At 64.9% G+C, this 14,956-nt stretch carries 19 protein-coding genes; 4 read left to right on the top strand and 15 right to left on the bottom strand.

All coding sequences use genetic code 11. From position 1 onward, the window contains the following. Nucleotides 1-14: 14 nt before the first annotated feature. From NMP98_RS05695 to NMP98_RS05650, 10 genes are all read right to left on the bottom strand, one after another. On the bottom strand, nucleotides 15-596 hold the full coding sequence (locus tag NMP98_RS05695) for a HemK2/MTQ2 family protein methyltransferase (RefSeq protein WP_254860574.1): 582 nt from the start codon (nucleotides 594-596) through the stop codon (nucleotides 15-17). Next, complete coding sequence (locus NMP98_RS05690; RefSeq protein ID WP_254860573.1) at nucleotides 593-2,035, bottom strand: mechanosensitive ion channel family protein; 1,443 nt, start codon at nucleotides 2,033-2,035, stop codon at nucleotides 593-595. Before NMP98_RS05690 ends, NMP98_RS05695 begins: the two co-directional genes overlap by 4 nt. Further along, the gene (locus NMP98_RS05685; protein ID WP_254860572.1) at nucleotides 2,032-2,868 is read right to left on the bottom strand and encodes a 16S ribosomal RNA methyltransferase A; all 837 of its coding nucleotides are present in this window, start codon (nucleotides 2,866-2,868) and stop codon (nucleotides 2,032-2,034) included. Before NMP98_RS05685 ends, NMP98_RS05690 begins: the two co-directional genes overlap by 4 nt. A gap of 58 nt (nucleotides 2,869-2,926) precedes the next feature. Continuing rightward, nucleotides 2,927-3,505: a DUF655 domain-containing protein gene (locus NMP98_RS05680; RefSeq protein WP_254860571.1), complete on the bottom strand. Its 579-nt coding sequence runs from the start codon at nucleotides 3,503-3,505 to the stop codon at nucleotides 2,927-2,929. A gap of 46 nt (nucleotides 3,506-3,551) precedes the next feature. Then, nucleotides 3,552-3,908, bottom strand: coding sequence for an RNA polymerase Rpb4 family protein (locus tag NMP98_RS05675; protein ID WP_254860570.1), 357 nt, complete (start codon nucleotides 3,906-3,908; stop codon nucleotides 3,552-3,554). After that, nucleotides 3,905-4,198 carry a 50S ribosomal protein L21e gene (locus tag NMP98_RS05670; protein WP_254860569.1) on the bottom strand — a complete coding sequence of 98 codons (294 nt, stop codon included), beginning with the start codon at nucleotides 4,196-4,198 and terminating at the stop codon, nucleotides 3,905-3,907. Before NMP98_RS05670 ends, NMP98_RS05675 begins: the two co-directional genes overlap by 4 nt. A gap of 120 nt (nucleotides 4,199-4,318) precedes the next feature. Further along, on the bottom strand, nucleotides 4,319-4,585 hold the full coding sequence (locus tag NMP98_RS05665) for an elongation factor 1-beta (protein ID WP_156709404.1): 267 nt from the start codon (nucleotides 4,583-4,585) through the stop codon (nucleotides 4,319-4,321). Nucleotides 4,586-4,587: 2 nt separating this feature from the next. After that, nucleotides 4,588-4,770, bottom strand: coding sequence for an HVO_2753 family zinc finger protein (locus tag NMP98_RS05660; RefSeq protein ID WP_156709403.1), 183 nt, complete (start codon nucleotides 4,768-4,770; stop codon nucleotides 4,588-4,590). A 53-nt stretch (nucleotides 4,771-4,823) separates the two neighbouring features. After that, the gene (locus NMP98_RS05655) at nucleotides 4,824-5,432 is read right to left on the bottom strand and encodes a class I SAM-dependent methyltransferase (protein ID WP_254860568.1); all 609 of its coding nucleotides are present in this window, start codon (nucleotides 5,430-5,432) and stop codon (nucleotides 4,824-4,826) included. Nucleotide 5,433: 1 nt separating this feature from the next. Beyond that, nucleotides 5,434-6,447 (bottom strand): NADP-dependent oxidoreductase, encoded by a 1,014-nt coding sequence (locus tag NMP98_RS05650; RefSeq protein ID WP_254860567.1) that lies wholly within the window; start codon nucleotides 6,445-6,447, stop codon nucleotides 5,434-5,436. 78 nt (nucleotides 6,448-6,525) lie between these two features. Here NMP98_RS05650 and tmcA point away from each other — a divergent pair, with 78 nt between their 5' ends. Genes tmcA through NMP98_RS05630 form a run of 4 tightly spaced genes read left to right on the top strand, consistent with a single transcriptional unit; the run spans nucleotide 6,526 to nucleotide 9,954 of the window. Next, on the top strand, nucleotides 6,526-8,787 hold the full coding sequence (gene tmcA / locus NMP98_RS05645) for a tRNA(Met) cytidine acetyltransferase TmcA (RefSeq protein WP_254861294.1): 2,262 nt from the start codon (nucleotides 6,526-6,528) through the stop codon (nucleotides 8,785-8,787). 31 nt (nucleotides 8,788-8,818) lie between these two features. Further along, nucleotides 8,819-9,232 (top strand): VOC family protein, encoded by a 414-nt coding sequence (locus NMP98_RS05640; protein WP_254860566.1) that lies wholly within the window; start codon nucleotides 8,819-8,821, stop codon nucleotides 9,230-9,232. 43 nt (nucleotides 9,233-9,275) lie between these two features. Next, a complete protein-coding gene (locus NMP98_RS05635; RefSeq protein ID WP_254860565.1) occupies nucleotides 9,276-9,755 on the top strand; it encodes a DUF456 domain-containing protein in 480 nt (159 codons plus the stop codon). A gap of 37 nt (nucleotides 9,756-9,792) precedes the next feature. Then, nucleotides 9,793-9,954 carry a DUF8014 family protein gene (locus tag NMP98_RS05630; protein ID WP_254860564.1) on the top strand — a complete coding sequence of 54 codons (162 nt, stop codon included), beginning with the start codon at nucleotides 9,793-9,795 and terminating at the stop codon, nucleotides 9,952-9,954. A 15-nt stretch (nucleotides 9,955-9,969) separates the two neighbouring features. On the opposite strand, the gene arsN2 is transcribed toward NMP98_RS05630, so the two are convergent. The 5 genes from arsN2 to NMP98_RS05605 form a co-directional block, all read right to left on the bottom strand. Continuing rightward, nucleotides 9,970-10,413: an arsenic resistance N-acetyltransferase ArsN2 gene (gene arsN2, locus NMP98_RS05625; RefSeq protein WP_254860563.1), complete on the bottom strand. Its 444-nt coding sequence runs from the start codon at nucleotides 10,411-10,413 to the stop codon at nucleotides 9,970-9,972. A gap of 68 nt (nucleotides 10,414-10,481) precedes the next feature. Next, a complete protein-coding gene (locus NMP98_RS05620; protein ID WP_254860562.1) occupies nucleotides 10,482-11,216 on the bottom strand; it encodes a GNAT family N-acetyltransferase in 735 nt (244 codons plus the stop codon). A 52-nt stretch (nucleotides 11,217-11,268) separates the two neighbouring features. Beyond that, the gene (locus tag NMP98_RS05615) at nucleotides 11,269-11,673 is read right to left on the bottom strand and encodes a DUF8055 family protein (RefSeq protein WP_254860561.1); all 405 of its coding nucleotides are present in this window, start codon (nucleotides 11,671-11,673) and stop codon (nucleotides 11,269-11,271) included. Next, nucleotides 11,674-13,335 carry an FAD-dependent monooxygenase gene (locus NMP98_RS05610; protein WP_254860560.1) on the bottom strand — a complete coding sequence of 554 codons (1,662 nt, stop codon included), beginning with the start codon at nucleotides 13,333-13,335 and terminating at the stop codon, nucleotides 11,674-11,676. Beyond that, nucleotides 13,328-14,956 (bottom strand): electron transfer flavoprotein subunit alpha/FixB family protein, encoded by a 1,629-nt coding sequence (locus NMP98_RS05605; RefSeq protein ID WP_254860559.1) that lies wholly within the window; start codon nucleotides 14,954-14,956, stop codon nucleotides 13,328-13,330. The genes NMP98_RS05610 and NMP98_RS05605 overlap by 8 nt, the downstream gene beginning before the upstream one ends.

Raw genomic sequence — 14,956 nt, 5'->3', positions numbered from 1 at the left:
GCGTTTAATATTTCCTACTCACGAATGTCTGGGAGTAATTCCAGAACGACCAACCGCTCGAAGGGAAACGTCTCCTCGGCGAGTTCGCGTGCGGTGAGTCCAGCGTCGGCGGCGAGGTCGGCTACGGCCTCGATGTCGGTCAGCGAGGAGACCAACAGCAGGACTCCGCCGTCGGGAGCGAGCACTCGGGCAACGTCCGCGAGGAACGGTCGAATCACGCGGCGGCCGTCTTCACCACCCGACAGCGCGTGTTCTAGCGGGTCGTCCCACTCCCGTTCGGGGGGCGTCGGGAGGTAGGGCGGATTGAACAGCACCCAATCGAAGGTGTCGGCGCCGAAGGGGTCGGTCAGGTTCCCGCGGACGGCCGGCACGCCGCGCTCGCGGGTCTGCCGGCAGGCCTCGGGGTTGATGTCGCTGCCGACGACCCGGGCGCCCGTCTCCTCGCCGACGTACTCGGCAACGTGGCCCGACCCGGTTCCGACTTCGAGGACGAAATCCGCACCGTCCACAGTCTCGGCGGCCGTTTTGGCCAACAGTCGGGAGTCCTCGGCGGCCTCGTACACCGTCGGCATCTCCCGGTGGTCCGAAAGCGTCATTCGTCGTCGCCCCGCTCGTCCTCGTCTTCGGGGCTTTCACGCACCGGGTCGGGGTCGCGCTCGAAGCCGTCGACTGCCATCGGGTCGTCGGGGTCGTGGCTGTGTTCCTCGCTGACGGGTTCGCTTACGTCGTTCGGGTCCTCGCCTCCTTTCTCTTCGTACTCGTCGTCGGCTTCGTCCTCGTCGACGGGGTCTCCGGAGGGGTCGCCGCCGTAATCCTCCTCGACCGGTTCGGACACGTCGGTCGCGGAACTCCCCTGAGAACGGCTATCTCGGTCGTCCGTGTGTTGGTCCGCGACGGTCCGTTCGTCGGCGGAGAGCTGTTTCCGCTCGGCTTCGGCGACCTGGAGGCCGCCGGTCTCCTCTCGGCCCATCAACTCCCGCTGTGGGAACGGTATCTTGATGCCCTCGGATTCGAAGGCACCCTTCACTGCCTCGATGACCTCGTTTTTCGCGCGCCATTTGTGCTGGATGGTCGGCTTGTCTATCCAGTAGCGAAGCCGGAGGGCGACGGCCGAATCGTCGAAGGCCGTCCGGACAACGTCGGGTGACGGCGAGTCGGACACCGACTCACAGCGTTCCATCGCTTCCCTGGCGACGTTCGCTGCCGTTGCCACGTCCACGTCATAGTCGATGCCCACATCGGTCGTGATGCGAAGCCGGTCGGTCTTCGAGTAGTTGATTATCTCGCTGCCGGTCACCTGGTCGTTTGGGACGAGGACGTGCTCTTCGTCGAACGTCCGTATCTGGGTGTTGTACAGCGTGATGTCGGTGACGATGCCCTGTCGGTCGTGGACCGAAATCCAGTCGCCGACCTCGAAGGGTCGAGCGAAGAGGATGACGAAGCCCGACAGCGCACCGGACAGCGTCTGTCTCGCGGCGAAACCGAGGATGATTCCGAGGGCACCGGCACCGAGAAAGAGACTCTGGACCGGCACCCCCCACAGCGCGATGGTGAACAGTATCGCCGGCGCGAAGACGACGATTTGGATGATGTGGTGGGCCACCTCCCGCTGGTGGGCCGTGATGACGTTCCGGCCCGCGCCGTATTTGATGGAGCGTTTCGTCAGGCGCGAGACGGTGAACGCACCCACGAAGACGATGAACGTCAACAGGACTTTCACCCCGACTTCGGGGCCGAATGCGAGAAACGACAGCGACTGTACGACCGTTCCGGTGAGTCCCCAAACGACGACGAGAAACCCGCTGAGGACGATGCTTCCGATTGTCACGAACACGCCCTGTATGGCCCGCACCGCGTCGCTCCGGACCCGTCGCTTCAGGAGCTTTCCACTGAAGTATGCAATCGCCATCAGGAGACCGAACACAGCGAGTGCGAGCGCCGTCAGGTAGTACCGCTCGGTCGACGAGAACGTCCGGTAGAACTCGAACTGGAGGTCAGTCCACCACGGAAGGCCCTGAAGGACGACCGATTTCACCCGCCGTCACCTCCGCCGACTTCACTCGCGATTCGGGCCAGTCGGGCGAACTCCTCTGGCGGCACGTTCCCGGCCCGCTTGCCCATTAACTCCTCACCGGCCGCCTCGACGACGGCATCTGCATCGTCGATACCCGAGATGTGTGTCGTGTTCCGAACCGCGTTCCGCATCGTCTTCCGACGCTGGGTGAAGACTGCTCGAACCAACGACATGAACTGCTCGTCGTCGGGCACCTCGTAGGTCGGGTCCCGCGGCGTCGTCCGGACGACGGCGCTTTCGACGGCCGGCGCTGGCGAAAACGCCTCCTTCGGAACGGGTTCGACGACTTCGATTTCGGCGTAGTGACCTGCAGTCACCGACAGTCGACCGTAGGCGTCGGTCCCCGGTTCCGCGGCCATCCGCTCGGCGAACTCCTTTTGAAACATCAACACCGTCGGCCGCTTCTCCGGGAGGAGCCGGAACGTGATTTCCGAGGAAACGCCGTAGGGGAGGTTTGACACCGAGGCGGTGAAGTCGGGTAACGCGACCTCCAGGGCGTCGCCCTCGACGACGGTGAGGTCACCGTCGGCGATTTCGGACTCGAACTCCTCGCGCAGAAACGACGCGAGTTCCGGGTCGCGCTCGATGACCGTCACGCGGTCTGCGATGGCGAGGAGGCGGTCGGTGAGCGCGCCCGTCCCGCCGCCGACCTCCAGAACGTGGGTCGTGTCGGCGTCCTCGGGGAGGTAGCCGGGAAGTCTATCGAGGACGCGGTCGTCGACGAGGAAGTGCTGGTCGTGGTCTGGGTCGCCACGGACGCCAGCACGAGCGATGAGCGCGTCGGGGTCCCGCATGTTGTCCCGCCGTATGCCCGCACCCCGTATATCGTTCACCCTTTGGTGTCGCGAGTGATTACTCCTCGTCGCTCTCCCGGCGGGCGAAGATACGGTACTTGAGGTCCTCCTCGCCGAGTTCCTCCTCGATTCGCTCCAGGAGGACGCCCCGGGGGTCGTGGAGTCCCGACACGCGCCCTTCGATGTCCTCGAAGCTCTCGAAGGGCTTGCGCTTGCGCGCATCGAGGATGTTGTTGCGGAGTTTCTTCCCGATACCGGGCAGTAGATTGAGCACGTGCAGTCGGGTCGTAATCGGCTGGGCGTCGTTGTAGAAGTCGACGAAGCGCTTCTCGTTTGCGTCGATGATTTCGTTGAGCGCGTACTCCAGTTCGGACTCGGCCGTACTGGAGAGGTCACCGTAGGCTATCGCTCGACAGTCCTTGACGTTCTCGCCGGGCGGGTCGATTTCGACCCGGTCGCCGATGTTGACGCCCGCGTCGTCGGTGAGGGCGAGTTCGACGAGTCGGAAATCCGACTCGCCGAGGGCGTAGGCGACCGGTGACTTCTGATACTGTGGCCGGTCGTCGTCGGGGCGGCCCCGAGGCAAGAAATCCAGCACGACTGCGGTAGTAGGGTTTCCGGCGTCGCTGTCGCTCATACCTACGGTACGGGGAGGCGATATTTAAAACAGGTGCCGGTCCGAGTCAGGCGTACTTGACGACGATGTCGAGAACGTCGTCGAGTTCGTCACCGGACATCGAGTACCGCCCCTGTGAGAACACCGAGCGGAGTTCGTTGCGGTCCTGCGGCAGGAGGTCGGCGATTTTGTACGCCGTCGCCTCGTCGACCTTCTCCAGTTCGGTCAGTTCCGCGACGAGTTCGTGAGACTCCTCGGCGTCGAGGACTGCAAAGCGGTTGACGTGCTCGATGGCGCGCGCCAACTCATAGCGCATCTCGCGGTCCTCGTCGAGTGCGCGCTCGGCTTCGATGTCGGCGAGCAGTTCCTTCGCCTCGGAAACGGTGAGGAACTCCTCGTCGACGACCTCCTTGAATATCGTCATTCCTGCTGGCGTCGGAGGTGGGCAGGCGCGACGATGAGCGTCTTCGTGACGCCGCCGTCCTTGATTTCGACCTTGAACGCACGGCCCTGCTTGCCGGCGACCGTTCCGGTTCGGCCGTTGAATCGGGGGTGGAACTGGCCTTTCGGAACCGAGGGGTCGACCTTGAGGTGGACTTTCTCGCCGTTTTCGTACTCTTCGACCGAGCGCTGCGGCGGGGATGCTCCGCGCTCTCGGGGTTTGTTCTTCAGCTTGTTTCGGGTCGCCTTCCGCGGACCGTTGGAACTCGGCATTGTTGATGAGTCCTAATCAACTCCGACACATAAAACGTGCGTTCCGGCGACGCCCCGTCGGCCGCCCGACGGTCGGCGATTCCTCTCGGTGATGCGTCGAAAGAGGAAAGAAACGACCGACTATATTCGGCCGACTTCGTCGACGTCGACGCTCTCGACGCCCTCAACGCCGCCGAAGGCCTCCTCGACGGCGTCGGTGCCGCCGGCCTCGTCGGGGATGAGCACGGTCGGGAACAGCGCGATGAGTCCGAACGCCACGTCCTCGCGGTCGACGCGGCTGATTTTCGCACCCTCGGGTAGGGAGTTCTCGAGGCGGTCCTGCAGTTCGTCGAGGTCCACCTCGGGGCTCTGCGGCATGACCTTCATCTTGGCTGCGACTTTCCCCATCGTTACGGCCCCATGAACCCGCAATCCGGGCATTCGTAGAGGTTGCTCTGCTTGCGACACTTCGAGCAGCGGTAAATCTGGTGCCCACAGTCGGGGCAGTCGAACTTCGCCGCGCTCGTCCCGGAGATGTTTATCCCACAGGAGATGCACTTCCGTTCCCTCCGTTGGGTACTCTCGCTACTCATATCAACTGGTCCGGCGCGGCGACATTTAACCCTTATCAAGCGCGTTCGTCCCGTCAGGCCCCCCGTTCGACGGCGGGATAGGATTGGCTGGCTCCCGTCGTGTTCCGGGCGACGATTCGGGCCGTCGCGCTGTGTTTTCCCTCGTGAGGCGTCGTCGTCTCGTCGTAGTACAGCACCGTCATGTCGAGACAGGCGTGGAGGAGTTCGTTCGAAGCGAACCGATGGCGGTCCGTACTCGGCCCGGACAGCGGGCCGTCAGTCGACCGAAGGTGGTGTTCGATGAACAGGACGCCCCCGTCGACCAGCGCCTCTTTGATGTCGGGAAATCGGTCGACAGCGCGGTAGTAGCTGATAGTGATGGCTGCGTATCGGTCCTCGGGGAACTCGTAGGTCCCCACGTCGTCCTGAATCGGTTCGATTCGCTCTTCGACGCCCGCCTCGGCGGCGTTTTCGCGGGTGATTTTCAGGCCCTCGCGGGACTGGTCGAGGGCGTCGACCTCGTATCCGGATTCGGCGAGGAACACCGCGTTGCGACCCGTTCCGGTCGCTACGTCGAGGGCCCGTCCGTCGGGAAACGACTCGACGTAATCACACAACACCGGCGATGGCTCTGGGTTTTGGGGATACTCGCCGGCGGCGAACCGTTCGTCCCACGTGGGCATCTCAGGCCTCCCGTTGGCCCACCTGCACGAGCTGTTTCCCGATTTTCGTCCCCTCGAACAGCCCGAGGAAGGCGTCGGGTGCGTTCTCCAGTCCATCGACGACGTTCTCGCGGTACTCGACCTCGCCCGAGGCGACCCACTCGGAGAGCCGCTTCAGCGCCTCCCCCCAGCGGTCCTCGTAGTCGCGGACGAGCAGTCCCTCGACGCGGGCGCGTGACTCGATGAGTTTGCCGAGTTTCCGCGGCCCCGTCGGCACCTCAGTGGCGTTGTACAGCGCTATCTGTCCACAGACGGCCACCCGTGCCCGGACGTTCAACAGCGGCCAGACGGCGTCGGTGACCGGTCCACCGACGTTGTCGAAGTACACGTCGATGCCGTCGGGACAGGCTTTCCGGAGCGCCGCGCTCACGTCCTCTTCTTTGTAGTTGATGCCCTCGTCGAAGCCGACGGATTCGAGCCACTCGAGTTTCCCCTCGGCGCCCGCGATGCCGACGACGTGACAGCCGGTGAGGTCGGCGAGTTGGCCGACGACGCTACCGACGGCGCCGGCGGCGGCGCTGACGACGACGGTGTCGCCGGGCGTCGGTTCGGCTACGTCCGTCGTCCCGAAGTAGGCGGTGACGCCGGGCATACCCAACACGCCGAGCGCCGTCGAGATGGGCCCGTGTTCCGGGTTGACACGCCGGAGGTCCCGACCGTCGGCGATTGCGTAGTCGGCCCACTGGAGGTCACCGGTCACCACGTCGCCGACTTCGAAGTCGGGGTGTTCGGAGGCTTCGACCTCGCCGACGACGCCCGCCTGCATCGGGTCGCCCACATCCCACGGTTCGGCGTAGGATTCGGCGTCCCGCATCCGCCCACGCATGTAGGGGTCGACTGACATATACAGCGTCCGGACGAGCACTTCGCCCCGCTCCGGGTCGGGGAGTTCCGTTTCGACCAACTCGAAGTTCTCCATCGTCGGCTCGCCGACGGGTCGGCTGTCGAGTATCCACTGTCTGGTTGCGGTTGCCATGCTCGGAGGTCAGCCCCATCGGTGAAAGGGCTTCGCCCAACCGGTGGAGCCTTCCGGTACCGACTCCTTCCGCCGGGCATGGACGCGGTTCGCGAGACGGCACTCGCCCTGCGCTCGGAGGCCGAAGCGACCAACGAGCGACGGCTCCTCGTCTGTGCCGGCAGCCACGATGATGGCTACGCCGCCGCTCGGGCCGCTTGTGAAGCGGCCGACCTCGATGCCATCGCGCTGTCGGAACGCGACATCGTCGGTCGACGACTCGCTCCCGCCCGTGCCGACGAACTCCTCGGGGAAACCCACGACTGCGTCGTCGTCGACTGCCACGACGCCTGTCGGCCGAACGCACTCGGTCGTGCCGTCGGCGCCGTCGACGGCGGCGGTCTGCTCGTCCTCGTGGCGCCGCCGCTCGACCGCTGGCCGGACGAACGCGACGGGTTCGACGAAACCCTCGCGGTCCCCCCGTTCGGCCTCGACGATGTGGCTGGAACGTTCCGTCGTCGACTCGTCCGGACGCTCCGCGAACACCGCGGTATCGCTATCGTCGATGTCGACGCCGGAACTGTCGAAGCCGACGGGCGAACCGACCCCTCGCCGAAGTTTGCCGAGGTCCCGTTTTCGCCACCCGATGACGCCGCCTTCCCGAAGTCCGTTTACGAGGCCTGTCTCACCGCCGACCAGCGCGACGCCGTCCTCGCCTGTGAGGCGCTCGCCGACCCCGGCAACGCTGTCGTCCTCGAAGCCGACCGGGGCCGCGGGAAATCCAGCGCCGCGGGACTGGCGGCCGCCGCCCTCGCCGCCGACGGCCGGGACGTACTCGTGGCGGCGCCGAACTACCGCAACGCCGCCGAACTGTTCGACCGCGCCGCCGAGACTCTGGGAGAACTCGACGCTCTCGTCTCCGACGAGCGGGACACCGATGCCGCTCACGAACTCCGAGCCGAGGGCGGCGGCCGGGTTCGCTTCTGCCGACCGACTGACGCCGAAGCCGAAACCGCCGACGTACTCGTCATCGACGAAGCCGCCGCGCTCCCGGTTCGCGTCCTCCAGTCGCTGCTGTCGGTCGCCCCGAGCGTCTGCTTCGCGACGACGGTCCACGGCTACGAAGGTGCAGGTCGTGGTTTCGACGTTCGATTTCGGGACACTCTCGACGACGAGCGGGCGGTCGACACCGTGACGCTCGACGACCCGATTCGCTACGCCGCGGCCGACCCAATCGAAGTGTGGCTGTTCCGGGCGCTGCTGCTTGACGCCCGCCCCGCGGTCGAACCGCTCGTCGCCGAGGCGACGCCCGACGACGCGACCTACGAACGCCTCGACCCGACGGCGTTAGTCGGCAACGAGAACCGGCTCCGGGAAACGTTCGGCCTCCTCGTCAACGCCCACTACCGCACCGAACCCGACGACCTCGCTCGCCTGCTCGACGCGCCGAACATCGCGTTGCGGGCGCTGACCGTCGACGGCCACGTCCTCGCGGTCGCCCTGCTCGCCCGTGAGGGTGGCCTCTCCGAGTCGAGGCGACGCGAGATGTACGAGGGCGCCCGAGTTCGGGGGAACATGCTCCCCGACGTGCTGACGAGCCAACTCCGGGACATCGAGGCCGCCCGCCCGGTCGGATTGCGCGTGATGCGCATCGCGACACATCACGCCGTCCGCTCCCGTGGGTTCGGTTCACGGCTGCTGTCGGCAATCGAGGCCGAGTTCGACGCCGACGGCGACCGGCCTCTCTCGGGCCGATTCGACGCCGTCGACTACCTCGGCGTCGGCTACGGCGCGACGCCGGATTTACTGTCGTTCTGGGACGATAACGGCTACAGGACGGTCCATCTCTCGACGACCCGCAACGACACGAGCGGCGAGTACTCGGCGCTGATGGTTCGTCCGCTGTCGGATGCTGGCACCGACCTCGCAGACCGGCACGCTGCGTGGTTCCGACGGCGAATCCCGGACGTCCTCGCGGACGCACTCGACGATGCCGACCCGGATGTCGTCCGCGGCGCCCTCGCCGCGGCGTCCGGCCCCGTTCGATTGGACCTGACCGACACCGAGTGGCGCGTCCTCGCAAGCGCCGCCTACGGCCCGGGACTGTACGACGTGGCTCCCGGCCCCTTCCGACAGGTGGCGCTCCGGGCGCTCGTCGACGGGGCGCTTGACGACCCCGACGCAGAGCGACTCCTCGTCGTAAAGGTCCTGCAGGCGACGCCGTGGGAGGAGACCGCCGACCGCCTCGGCTACGTCTCCCGCCGGGAGTGTATGCGCTCGTTGGGTGACGCCTACCGGCCGCTCGTCGATCGCTACGGGACTGCGGCGGCCCGCGAGGAGGCCGACCGCTACCGGGGGTGACTTTTTCAACGGGCGAATCGACACTCGACCGATGGAGCACGACCACGCGGACCCCGACAGCGCAGGCCAACTCCACCACATCGAACTGTACGCGGCCGATTTCGACGCTGCCGTCGGTTTCTGGGAGTGGTTCCTTGGCGAACTCGGCTACGAACTGAAGAACGACTGGGCGGACGGCCGTTCGTGGAAAAACAACCCGACGTACATCGTTCTCGTGTCGGCGGACACCGACGACCACCCTTTCGACCGGACTGCGCCCGGACTGAATCACCTCGCCTTCCATGCCGCCTCCCGCGAGCGGGTCGATGCACTCACCGAGGCCGTTCGGGACCGCGAGGACGCGACGGTGCTGTACGAGGACCGTCACCCCTTCGCCGGCGGCTACTACGCGCTGTACTGTGAGGGACCGGAGGGCGTAAAGCTCGAAGTCGTCGCCCCCGAGTAGTCAGGCCCAGTAGCGTTATCCACTCGCCGCCGAACATCCGAACGTGCTCCCCGTCGACCCGCTGTACGTCGCCCTCGCGTTGCTCGTCGCGGCCGTCGTCGCCAGTTTCGTCCCCTTCGTCCCTGGCGGTGCGCTCTCCATCGCCGGCGTCGGCTACTACTGGTATGCCACCGGCGAACCGAGTCTATTGGTCGTCGCACTTCTCGTCTCGGTCGGCCTGTTGACGCTCGTCGTCGACTGGCTTGCGGGGGCGCTGTCGGCCCGATATGGCGGCGCCTCACTTCGGACGACGGCCATCGCCGCTGTCGCTGGGTTCCTGTTGTTGTTCGTCCTCGGCCCGCTCGGCGTCGTCGTGGGCGTCGGCGGCACCGTCTTCGCCGCCGAGTACTATCGCCACGGCGATGTCGAACGGGGGCTTCGAACGGCGGCGTACGCGACGGTCGGGATGCTCGCCTCGTCGGTGATGCAGGCGCTGTTGTCCGGGGTCGTGTTGGTCGGATTTCTCCTCGCTGTGTTCGTCTGACCACAACGGCTGTTAGCCGGGGGGTCCTACGGCTGACATGGAGTGTACAGAACCGGACTGTGAGGAGACGGCGGCCGTCGAACTCCACATCCCGTGGGCCGAAAACAGGGTGGTGTGTTCGGGACATGCCCGGGTTTTCGCCCGGCAGGACGGCATCGTCGCCGACCCACTGACGGACGCTGGCGACGAGTGGTCCTGAACCCGATTGCTGCAGCTACAGCGACTTCTTCATGCAGGTGGCCGTCGACGGACAGAACTCCGCGAATTCGCGGGTCTCTCGGACAGCATCGGGAGCCTCTTCGCGGTCGATGACCGCGTAACCTCCCTCGGCGAAGAAATCAGCGGCGGTCGTCGTAAGCAGGTACAGCGTGTCGACGCCGTCGGAACGGGCTTTTGCATCCAGCGCCGCCCGAAGCGCTCCGCCGTAGCCCCGTCCTCGAACGCACTCTTCGACGACGACCGACCGAAGGAGGGCGTCGTCACCGGCGGGTTCGATGCCGCCGATTCCGACTCGGTCGTCGCCGTCGAAAGCGACGTAGAACCACTCCGGGTTCGACCGAACGTCCTCGACAGGGAGGTCCGCCGCTGCCAGCAGGGTTTCGACGTACTCGAGTGCCTCGAAGTCGGCGCCCCGAAGTCGGAGACTACTCTCGCTCATACGCGATTGTTTAAGCAGGGGGTGTAATACGGTGTCGGCAAAAACGGGCCGTGGTGGTTTTGGTATCGTTACGCCAGCAGTTTCGCCATCATCACTTCGTCGAGATACTCGTCGTCGATTTTGTAGTGCTTTTTCCGGACGGCCTCGGTCTCCCAGCCACGGGCTTCGAGGAACTCGATGGCCGCCTCGTTCGAGGAGGGGACGCTGTTGTACAGTTTCTCGAAGCCGTTGTCGAGCGCCCAGTCGACGCCGTGGTCGAGCAGTTTCGTCCCGATGCCGTGGCCGCGGTACTCGTCGATGACGCCGACGGTCAACTGTGCAGTGTGTTCGAGTTTCTCCAACTCCGGCGCGTTGAGGTGGACCCATCCGACCACGTCGCCGTGGACCGTCGCGACGAAGAACATCCGTTTTTGCAGTTCGTTGTGTCGCAACAGGACGTTCTCGCTTTCGACCACGTCGGCGACCGTCTCACCCTCGATGTAGGTCTTATCGCCAAGCGCCTCCCGAATCGCGCCGACCAACCCGGTTAGGTCGTCCTCGCGGGCTGCCCGGATGGTGACTTCGAGGCCGTCGTCGACGTACGTCTCCTCGCTGTCGTCCTCGAAAGCGATGCGGAGTTCGTCCTCATCTCTGGTGACGATGCCGTCACGCCGAAGGACGGCGATGTGGTGACCGAACGCCTCCGGACTCATGTTCAGTGCCCGACGCGTCTCGTCGTAGTCGGCCGTCCCGTACCGCTCGACGTACTCGTAGATGTCCTTGCGGTCCCGGTGGCTGAATTCGAGCTCGTCGGAGAACTGCATGAGGATTGGTAGCACGAACCAACATATAAAATTGTTGCCGGAGCCGAACTAGTTATATGTCAGTTTTCGAAACGCTCTGTGACCACGGCTTTCTGCGGTCCCTGTCGGGGACGTTCGTCAGCAGTATCGCGGTTTCGCGGATGCTGTGGGTGTCGACGACCAGCTCTGCGGCCTCCCGAACGGTGAACGACGCCTCGAGGTCAACGCCGTAGCATGCCGCATACAGGTCGAGCCAGTCGTTGAGCGCCCGCTCCAGCATGGCGAACTCGGCGTCGTCGAACCGGACCAGTTCGCCGGTCCGCGCTTCGATGTACAGCCCGACGACATCACCGACGCCATCGACGAGGTACTCGAGTGCGGCCTCCTCGTCGGGCGGGTCCACTGGCGGCTCGAAGGCCTCTCGGTCCCGACGGGCACGCTCCGACAGTTCGGCGATGCGGTCGCTGAGGTCGTCCATCTACCCGTCCCTGAACTCCACGCCCTTGCCACCGGCCGGGTGTTCCCAGTCGGTGTCGGCGACGACCGCACAGGTGCCGCACTCGACGCAAGGTTGGGTGTCGAGGCTGACGACCTTCTCCTCGCTGCCGTTGGTCTTGACGGTCTCTTCGCGGTAACAGCCGCCGCCGAAGTCCTTCGCGCTGACCGGACAGGCGGCCACGGCGGCGCCGCTGGCTGCGAAACTGTTGTCGACCAACTCGATGTGGGGGTCCCCAACGTCGTAAGTCAACTCGCCGATTCGGTCGTCGAGTTCCGGCGGTTCGATGGTGTTTTCGGCGTCGATTTCCTCGCCAAGTACCTCACCGACGACTCGTGGAATCGTCACGTATGAGGTCCGGGTGTCGGGTATCATCCCCAGCAGGAACGGGGAGTTGAACGCCCGCTCGATGGTTCCGTCGAAGAGTTTCACGCCGGCCCGGCCGACCGCCGAGTTGAGGACTCCGCCGGCTACTTTCGTCACCAGGTCGCTCTCCGAGAGGGTTCGGGTCATCCGGTACCGCTGGGGGCGGAGTTTGGCCATCACGCCCTCGTCGACGAGTTTCTTCTCGTAGAGATCGCCCGCACTGTCGGGGTTGCCACGGGATTTCGCCTCCGCGAACGCTTCGGCGGCCAGTCCGCCGGCGGTGACCGCGTGGTTCATCCCCTTGATTATCGGTCCCTGTGCCTGCATCTGTCCGGCGGCGTCGCCGACGAGCAGTAGCCGGCCCCGATGTGGCGAGGGGTTGGCCGCCTTCTTCGAGTCGGGGACCAGTTTCGCCGAGTATTCCCGCTCTTGGTACTCGCCGTCGAACCACTGGTCCAACAGCGGATGGGTGAGCAGCGAATCGAGCAGTTCGTGCGGTTCGGCCTCCTCTTCGGTTAGCGAATCGAGATGGAACACCGTCCCGATGGACAGCGAATCCTCGTTCGTATAGAGGAAGCCGCCGCCGCGGACGCCCTCGAAGAGGTCCCCCGAAAACAGGTGGGCGACGCCGTCGTCCGATTCGACACCGAACCGCTCGTTGACGGCTCCGGGGTCCATATCCACGACGGCCTTGACGCCCTGGAACCACTCGTCGGGTTCCTCCCAATCCATCAACCCGGCGTCGCGTGCCAACTCGGAGTTGACGCCGTCGGCGGCGATGATGACGTCGGCCGTAATCGGGTCGATTTCGTCGCAGGTGACGCCGACTATCTCCCCGTCCTCACGGAGTAGCCCGTTGACCCGCACTTCGGTTAACAGTCCACCACCGGTGTCTCGGCACTTCTCGTGGACGCGCTCGGCAAGCCACGAGTCCATCTGTCGTCGGAGTACCGAATCACACCACTCGGTATCGTTGTGGTGGACCTCCGAGAGGTCGAACGTCTTGACCTTCTCGCCGGCGAGGTTGTGGATGTAGTACTCCGAGATGGGCCGTTCGGAAGCCGCCTCGCGGAACCCATCGAAGATACTGTCGATGGTGTAGGGCGCCGATTCCTCGGCGTAGATGAGGCCGCCCGAGACGTTCTTTGACCCGGCGTCGACGCCGCGTTCGAGGACGAGCGTTTCGACGCCCTGTTCGGCCAGCGTCGCCGCTGCCGCCGCCCCGCCGGGGCCGGCACCGACGACGACCGCCTCGAAGTGTTCGTAGTCGTCAGTCATCGCTCACCTCCGCGACCGCACGGGAGAACTCGCCTTCCTTCAGCGCCTCCGTCAGCCGCGGTAACACCTCGAAGAGGTCGCCCTCGATGTAGTAATCGGAGAACCCACGGATGTCGGCGTCGGGGTCAGTGTTGATGGCCACGATGGTGTCGGACTCGTCCATGCCGACCTTGTGCTGGACTGCCCCGGAGATGCCGGCGGCGATGTAGAGGTCGGGTTCGACGACCTGTCCGGACTCGCCGATTTGCCGCTCCTCGGCGACGTAGTCCTCGACGTGGCCGTCGAACTGATAGGAGGCCGTGATGACGCCCCGGGAGAGACCGAGGTCGGCCTCCTCGAAGGCGTCGGTGAGTTCGAGACCCAACTCCATTCCCTTCGTCGGGTTCTCGCCGATGCCACGGCCGAGCGCGACGACGACTTCGTTGCCCGTCAAATCGACGCCACCTTCGAGTTGGTCGTAGTCGGTCACCTCGACTTGGAACCACTCCTCGGGCAACTCGAGTTCGTGTTCGACGATTTCGCCCTCGCGTTCCGGGTCCGGGTCGGGCAAATCGAACGTTCCGGGAATGACGCTCGCACCCTGTGGGTGGAAGTCCCGGTGGGGTTTGTCGATACAGAGAATCGTCGAGTACTCGAAGCCCGAGAAGTCCGGTCGCGGCATGTGAAGGACTCGCTCGAACACCTTGTTGTCGCCCGGCGTCCCCGTCTTCGCGGGGTTCGAGATGGTGGCCGAATCGATGTAGAGGTCCGAACAGTCCGACGCCAGCCCCGAATCGAGTTCCGCCTGTACCAACGCCGAGAGGTCACGGCCGTTGTTCGTCGCCGGGAAGACGGTGTACCGCGGTTCGTGGTAATCGCGCCACTCGAAGTCGCTGTCCCGACACATCGAACAGAAAATCTCGGTGTAGGGCTTGTGTCGGAACCGTCCGAGACGTTCGTCCTCTTGATAGACGACGCGGTCGGCGCCGTAGGAGACGGCCTCTTCGGCCAACTCCGAGACGCCGTCGCCGATGAGCACCGCGACGACTACCTCCTCTTCGTCGTACTCCTCGTTGTAGTCGGCCATCAGTTCGCTGGCCTTTCCGAGAATCTCCTTGGAGGCGTCTAGCAACTCGCCCTGTTGGGTCTCACAGTACACCCACATATCTCGGTAGTCGCCGTCGACCGTTCCCTCGACCCACCGCTTCTCGGAGGTCGGATGGTCGAGTTCGGGGTACTTCTCCTCCGGCGGGACGTACTCGACTTCCGCCTCCTCGCCGTCGTCGGCCTGTGTCAGGTCCTCGATTCGATTCTCGATTTGAGAGATGGCGGATTTCCGTTCCTTCCCGTCGCGTTCGCGCTCCAAGATGTCCTCGAGAACGTCGACGTCTTCGATGCCTCGAACGAGGTTCGCGATGTCCGCGACGGTCAGTTCGGTCAAATCCGCCTCGCTCGGGTCGGGTTCCTCGTCGTCCGCCGAGAGCTTCTCGATTCGTCCCTCGATAAGCGTCTTTACCGGGTCGCGGTCCTCCCCGTCCTCTTCGAGTTCGAGCATCTCCTCTAACTCGTCGAGGTCCTCGATGTCCTTGATTTTCGGTCCCAACTCCGCGATTTCGTGTTCGGTTGGGTCTACGGATACCAT

Source organism: Natronomonas gomsonensis, from assembly GCF_024300825.1.
Taxonomy (GTDB): Archaea; Halobacteriota; Halobacteria; order Halobacteriales; family Haloarculaceae; genus Natronomonas; species Natronomonas gomsonensis.
Note: the sequence above shows the minus strand (reverse complement) of the source record. Positions and strands in the feature narration are given on the sequence as shown.

What these genes read in the sequence shown, in the direction of transcription:
- NMP98_RS05695 (WP_254860574.1), bottom strand. Translation starts at nt 596, where the DNA reads ATGACGCTTTCGGACCACCGGGAGATGCCGACGGTGTACGAGGCCGCC.
- NMP98_RS05685 (WP_254860572.1), bottom strand. Translation starts at nt 2,868, where the DNA reads ATGCGGGACCCCGACGCGCTCATCGCTCGTGCTGGCGTCCGTGGCGAC.
- NMP98_RS05680 (WP_254860571.1), bottom strand. Translation starts at nt 3,505, where the DNA reads ATGAGCGACAGCGACGCCGGAAACCCTACTACCGCAGTCGTGCTGGAT.
- NMP98_RS05675 (WP_254860570.1), bottom strand. Translation starts at nt 3,908, where the DNA reads ATGACGATATTCAAGGAGGTCGTCGACGAGGAGTTCCTCACCGTTTCC.
- NMP98_RS05670 (WP_254860569.1), bottom strand. Translation starts at nt 4,198, where the DNA reads ATGCCGAGTTCCAACGGTCCGCGGAAGGCGACCCGAAACAAGCTGAAG.
- NMP98_RS05665 (WP_156709404.1), bottom strand. Translation starts at nt 4,585, where the DNA reads ATGGGGAAAGTCGCAGCCAAGATGAAGGTCATGCCGCAGAGCCCCGAG.
- NMP98_RS05660 (WP_156709403.1), bottom strand. Translation starts at nt 4,770, where the DNA reads ATGAGTAGCGAGAGTACCCAACGGAGGGAACGGAAGTGCATCTCCTGT.
- NMP98_RS05655 (WP_254860568.1), bottom strand. Translation starts at nt 5,432, where the DNA reads ATGCCCACGTGGGACGAACGGTTCGCCGCCGGCGAGTATCCCCAAAAC.
- NMP98_RS05650 (WP_254860567.1), bottom strand. Translation starts at nt 6,447, where the DNA reads ATGGCAACCGCAACCAGACAGTGGATACTCGACAGCCGACCCGTCGGC.
- tmcA (WP_254861294.1), top strand. Translation starts at nt 6,526, where the DNA reads ATGGACGCGGTTCGCGAGACGGCACTCGCCCTGCGCTCGGAGGCCGAA.
- NMP98_RS05640 (WP_254860566.1), top strand. Translation starts at nt 8,819, where the DNA reads ATGGAGCACGACCACGCGGACCCCGACAGCGCAGGCCAACTCCACCAC.
- NMP98_RS05630 (WP_254860564.1), top strand. Translation starts at nt 9,793, where the DNA reads ATGGAGTGTACAGAACCGGACTGTGAGGAGACGGCGGCCGTCGAACTC.
- arsN2 (WP_254860563.1), bottom strand. Translation starts at nt 10,413, where the DNA reads ATGAGCGAGAGTAGTCTCCGACTTCGGGGCGCCGACTTCGAGGCACTC.
- NMP98_RS05620 (WP_254860562.1), bottom strand. Translation starts at nt 11,216, where the DNA reads ATGCAGTTCTCCGACGAGCTCGAATTCAGCCACCGGGACCGCAAGGAC.
- NMP98_RS05615 (WP_254860561.1), bottom strand. Translation starts at nt 11,673, where the DNA reads ATGGACGACCTCAGCGACCGCATCGCCGAACTGTCGGAGCGTGCCCGT.
- NMP98_RS05610 (WP_254860560.1), bottom strand. Translation starts at nt 13,335, where the DNA reads ATGACTGACGACTACGAACACTTCGAGGCGGTCGTCGTCGGTGCCGGC.
- NMP98_RS05605 (WP_254860559.1), bottom strand. Translation starts at nt 14,956, where the DNA reads ATGGTATCCGTAGACCCAACCGAACACGAAATCGCGGAGTTGGGACCG.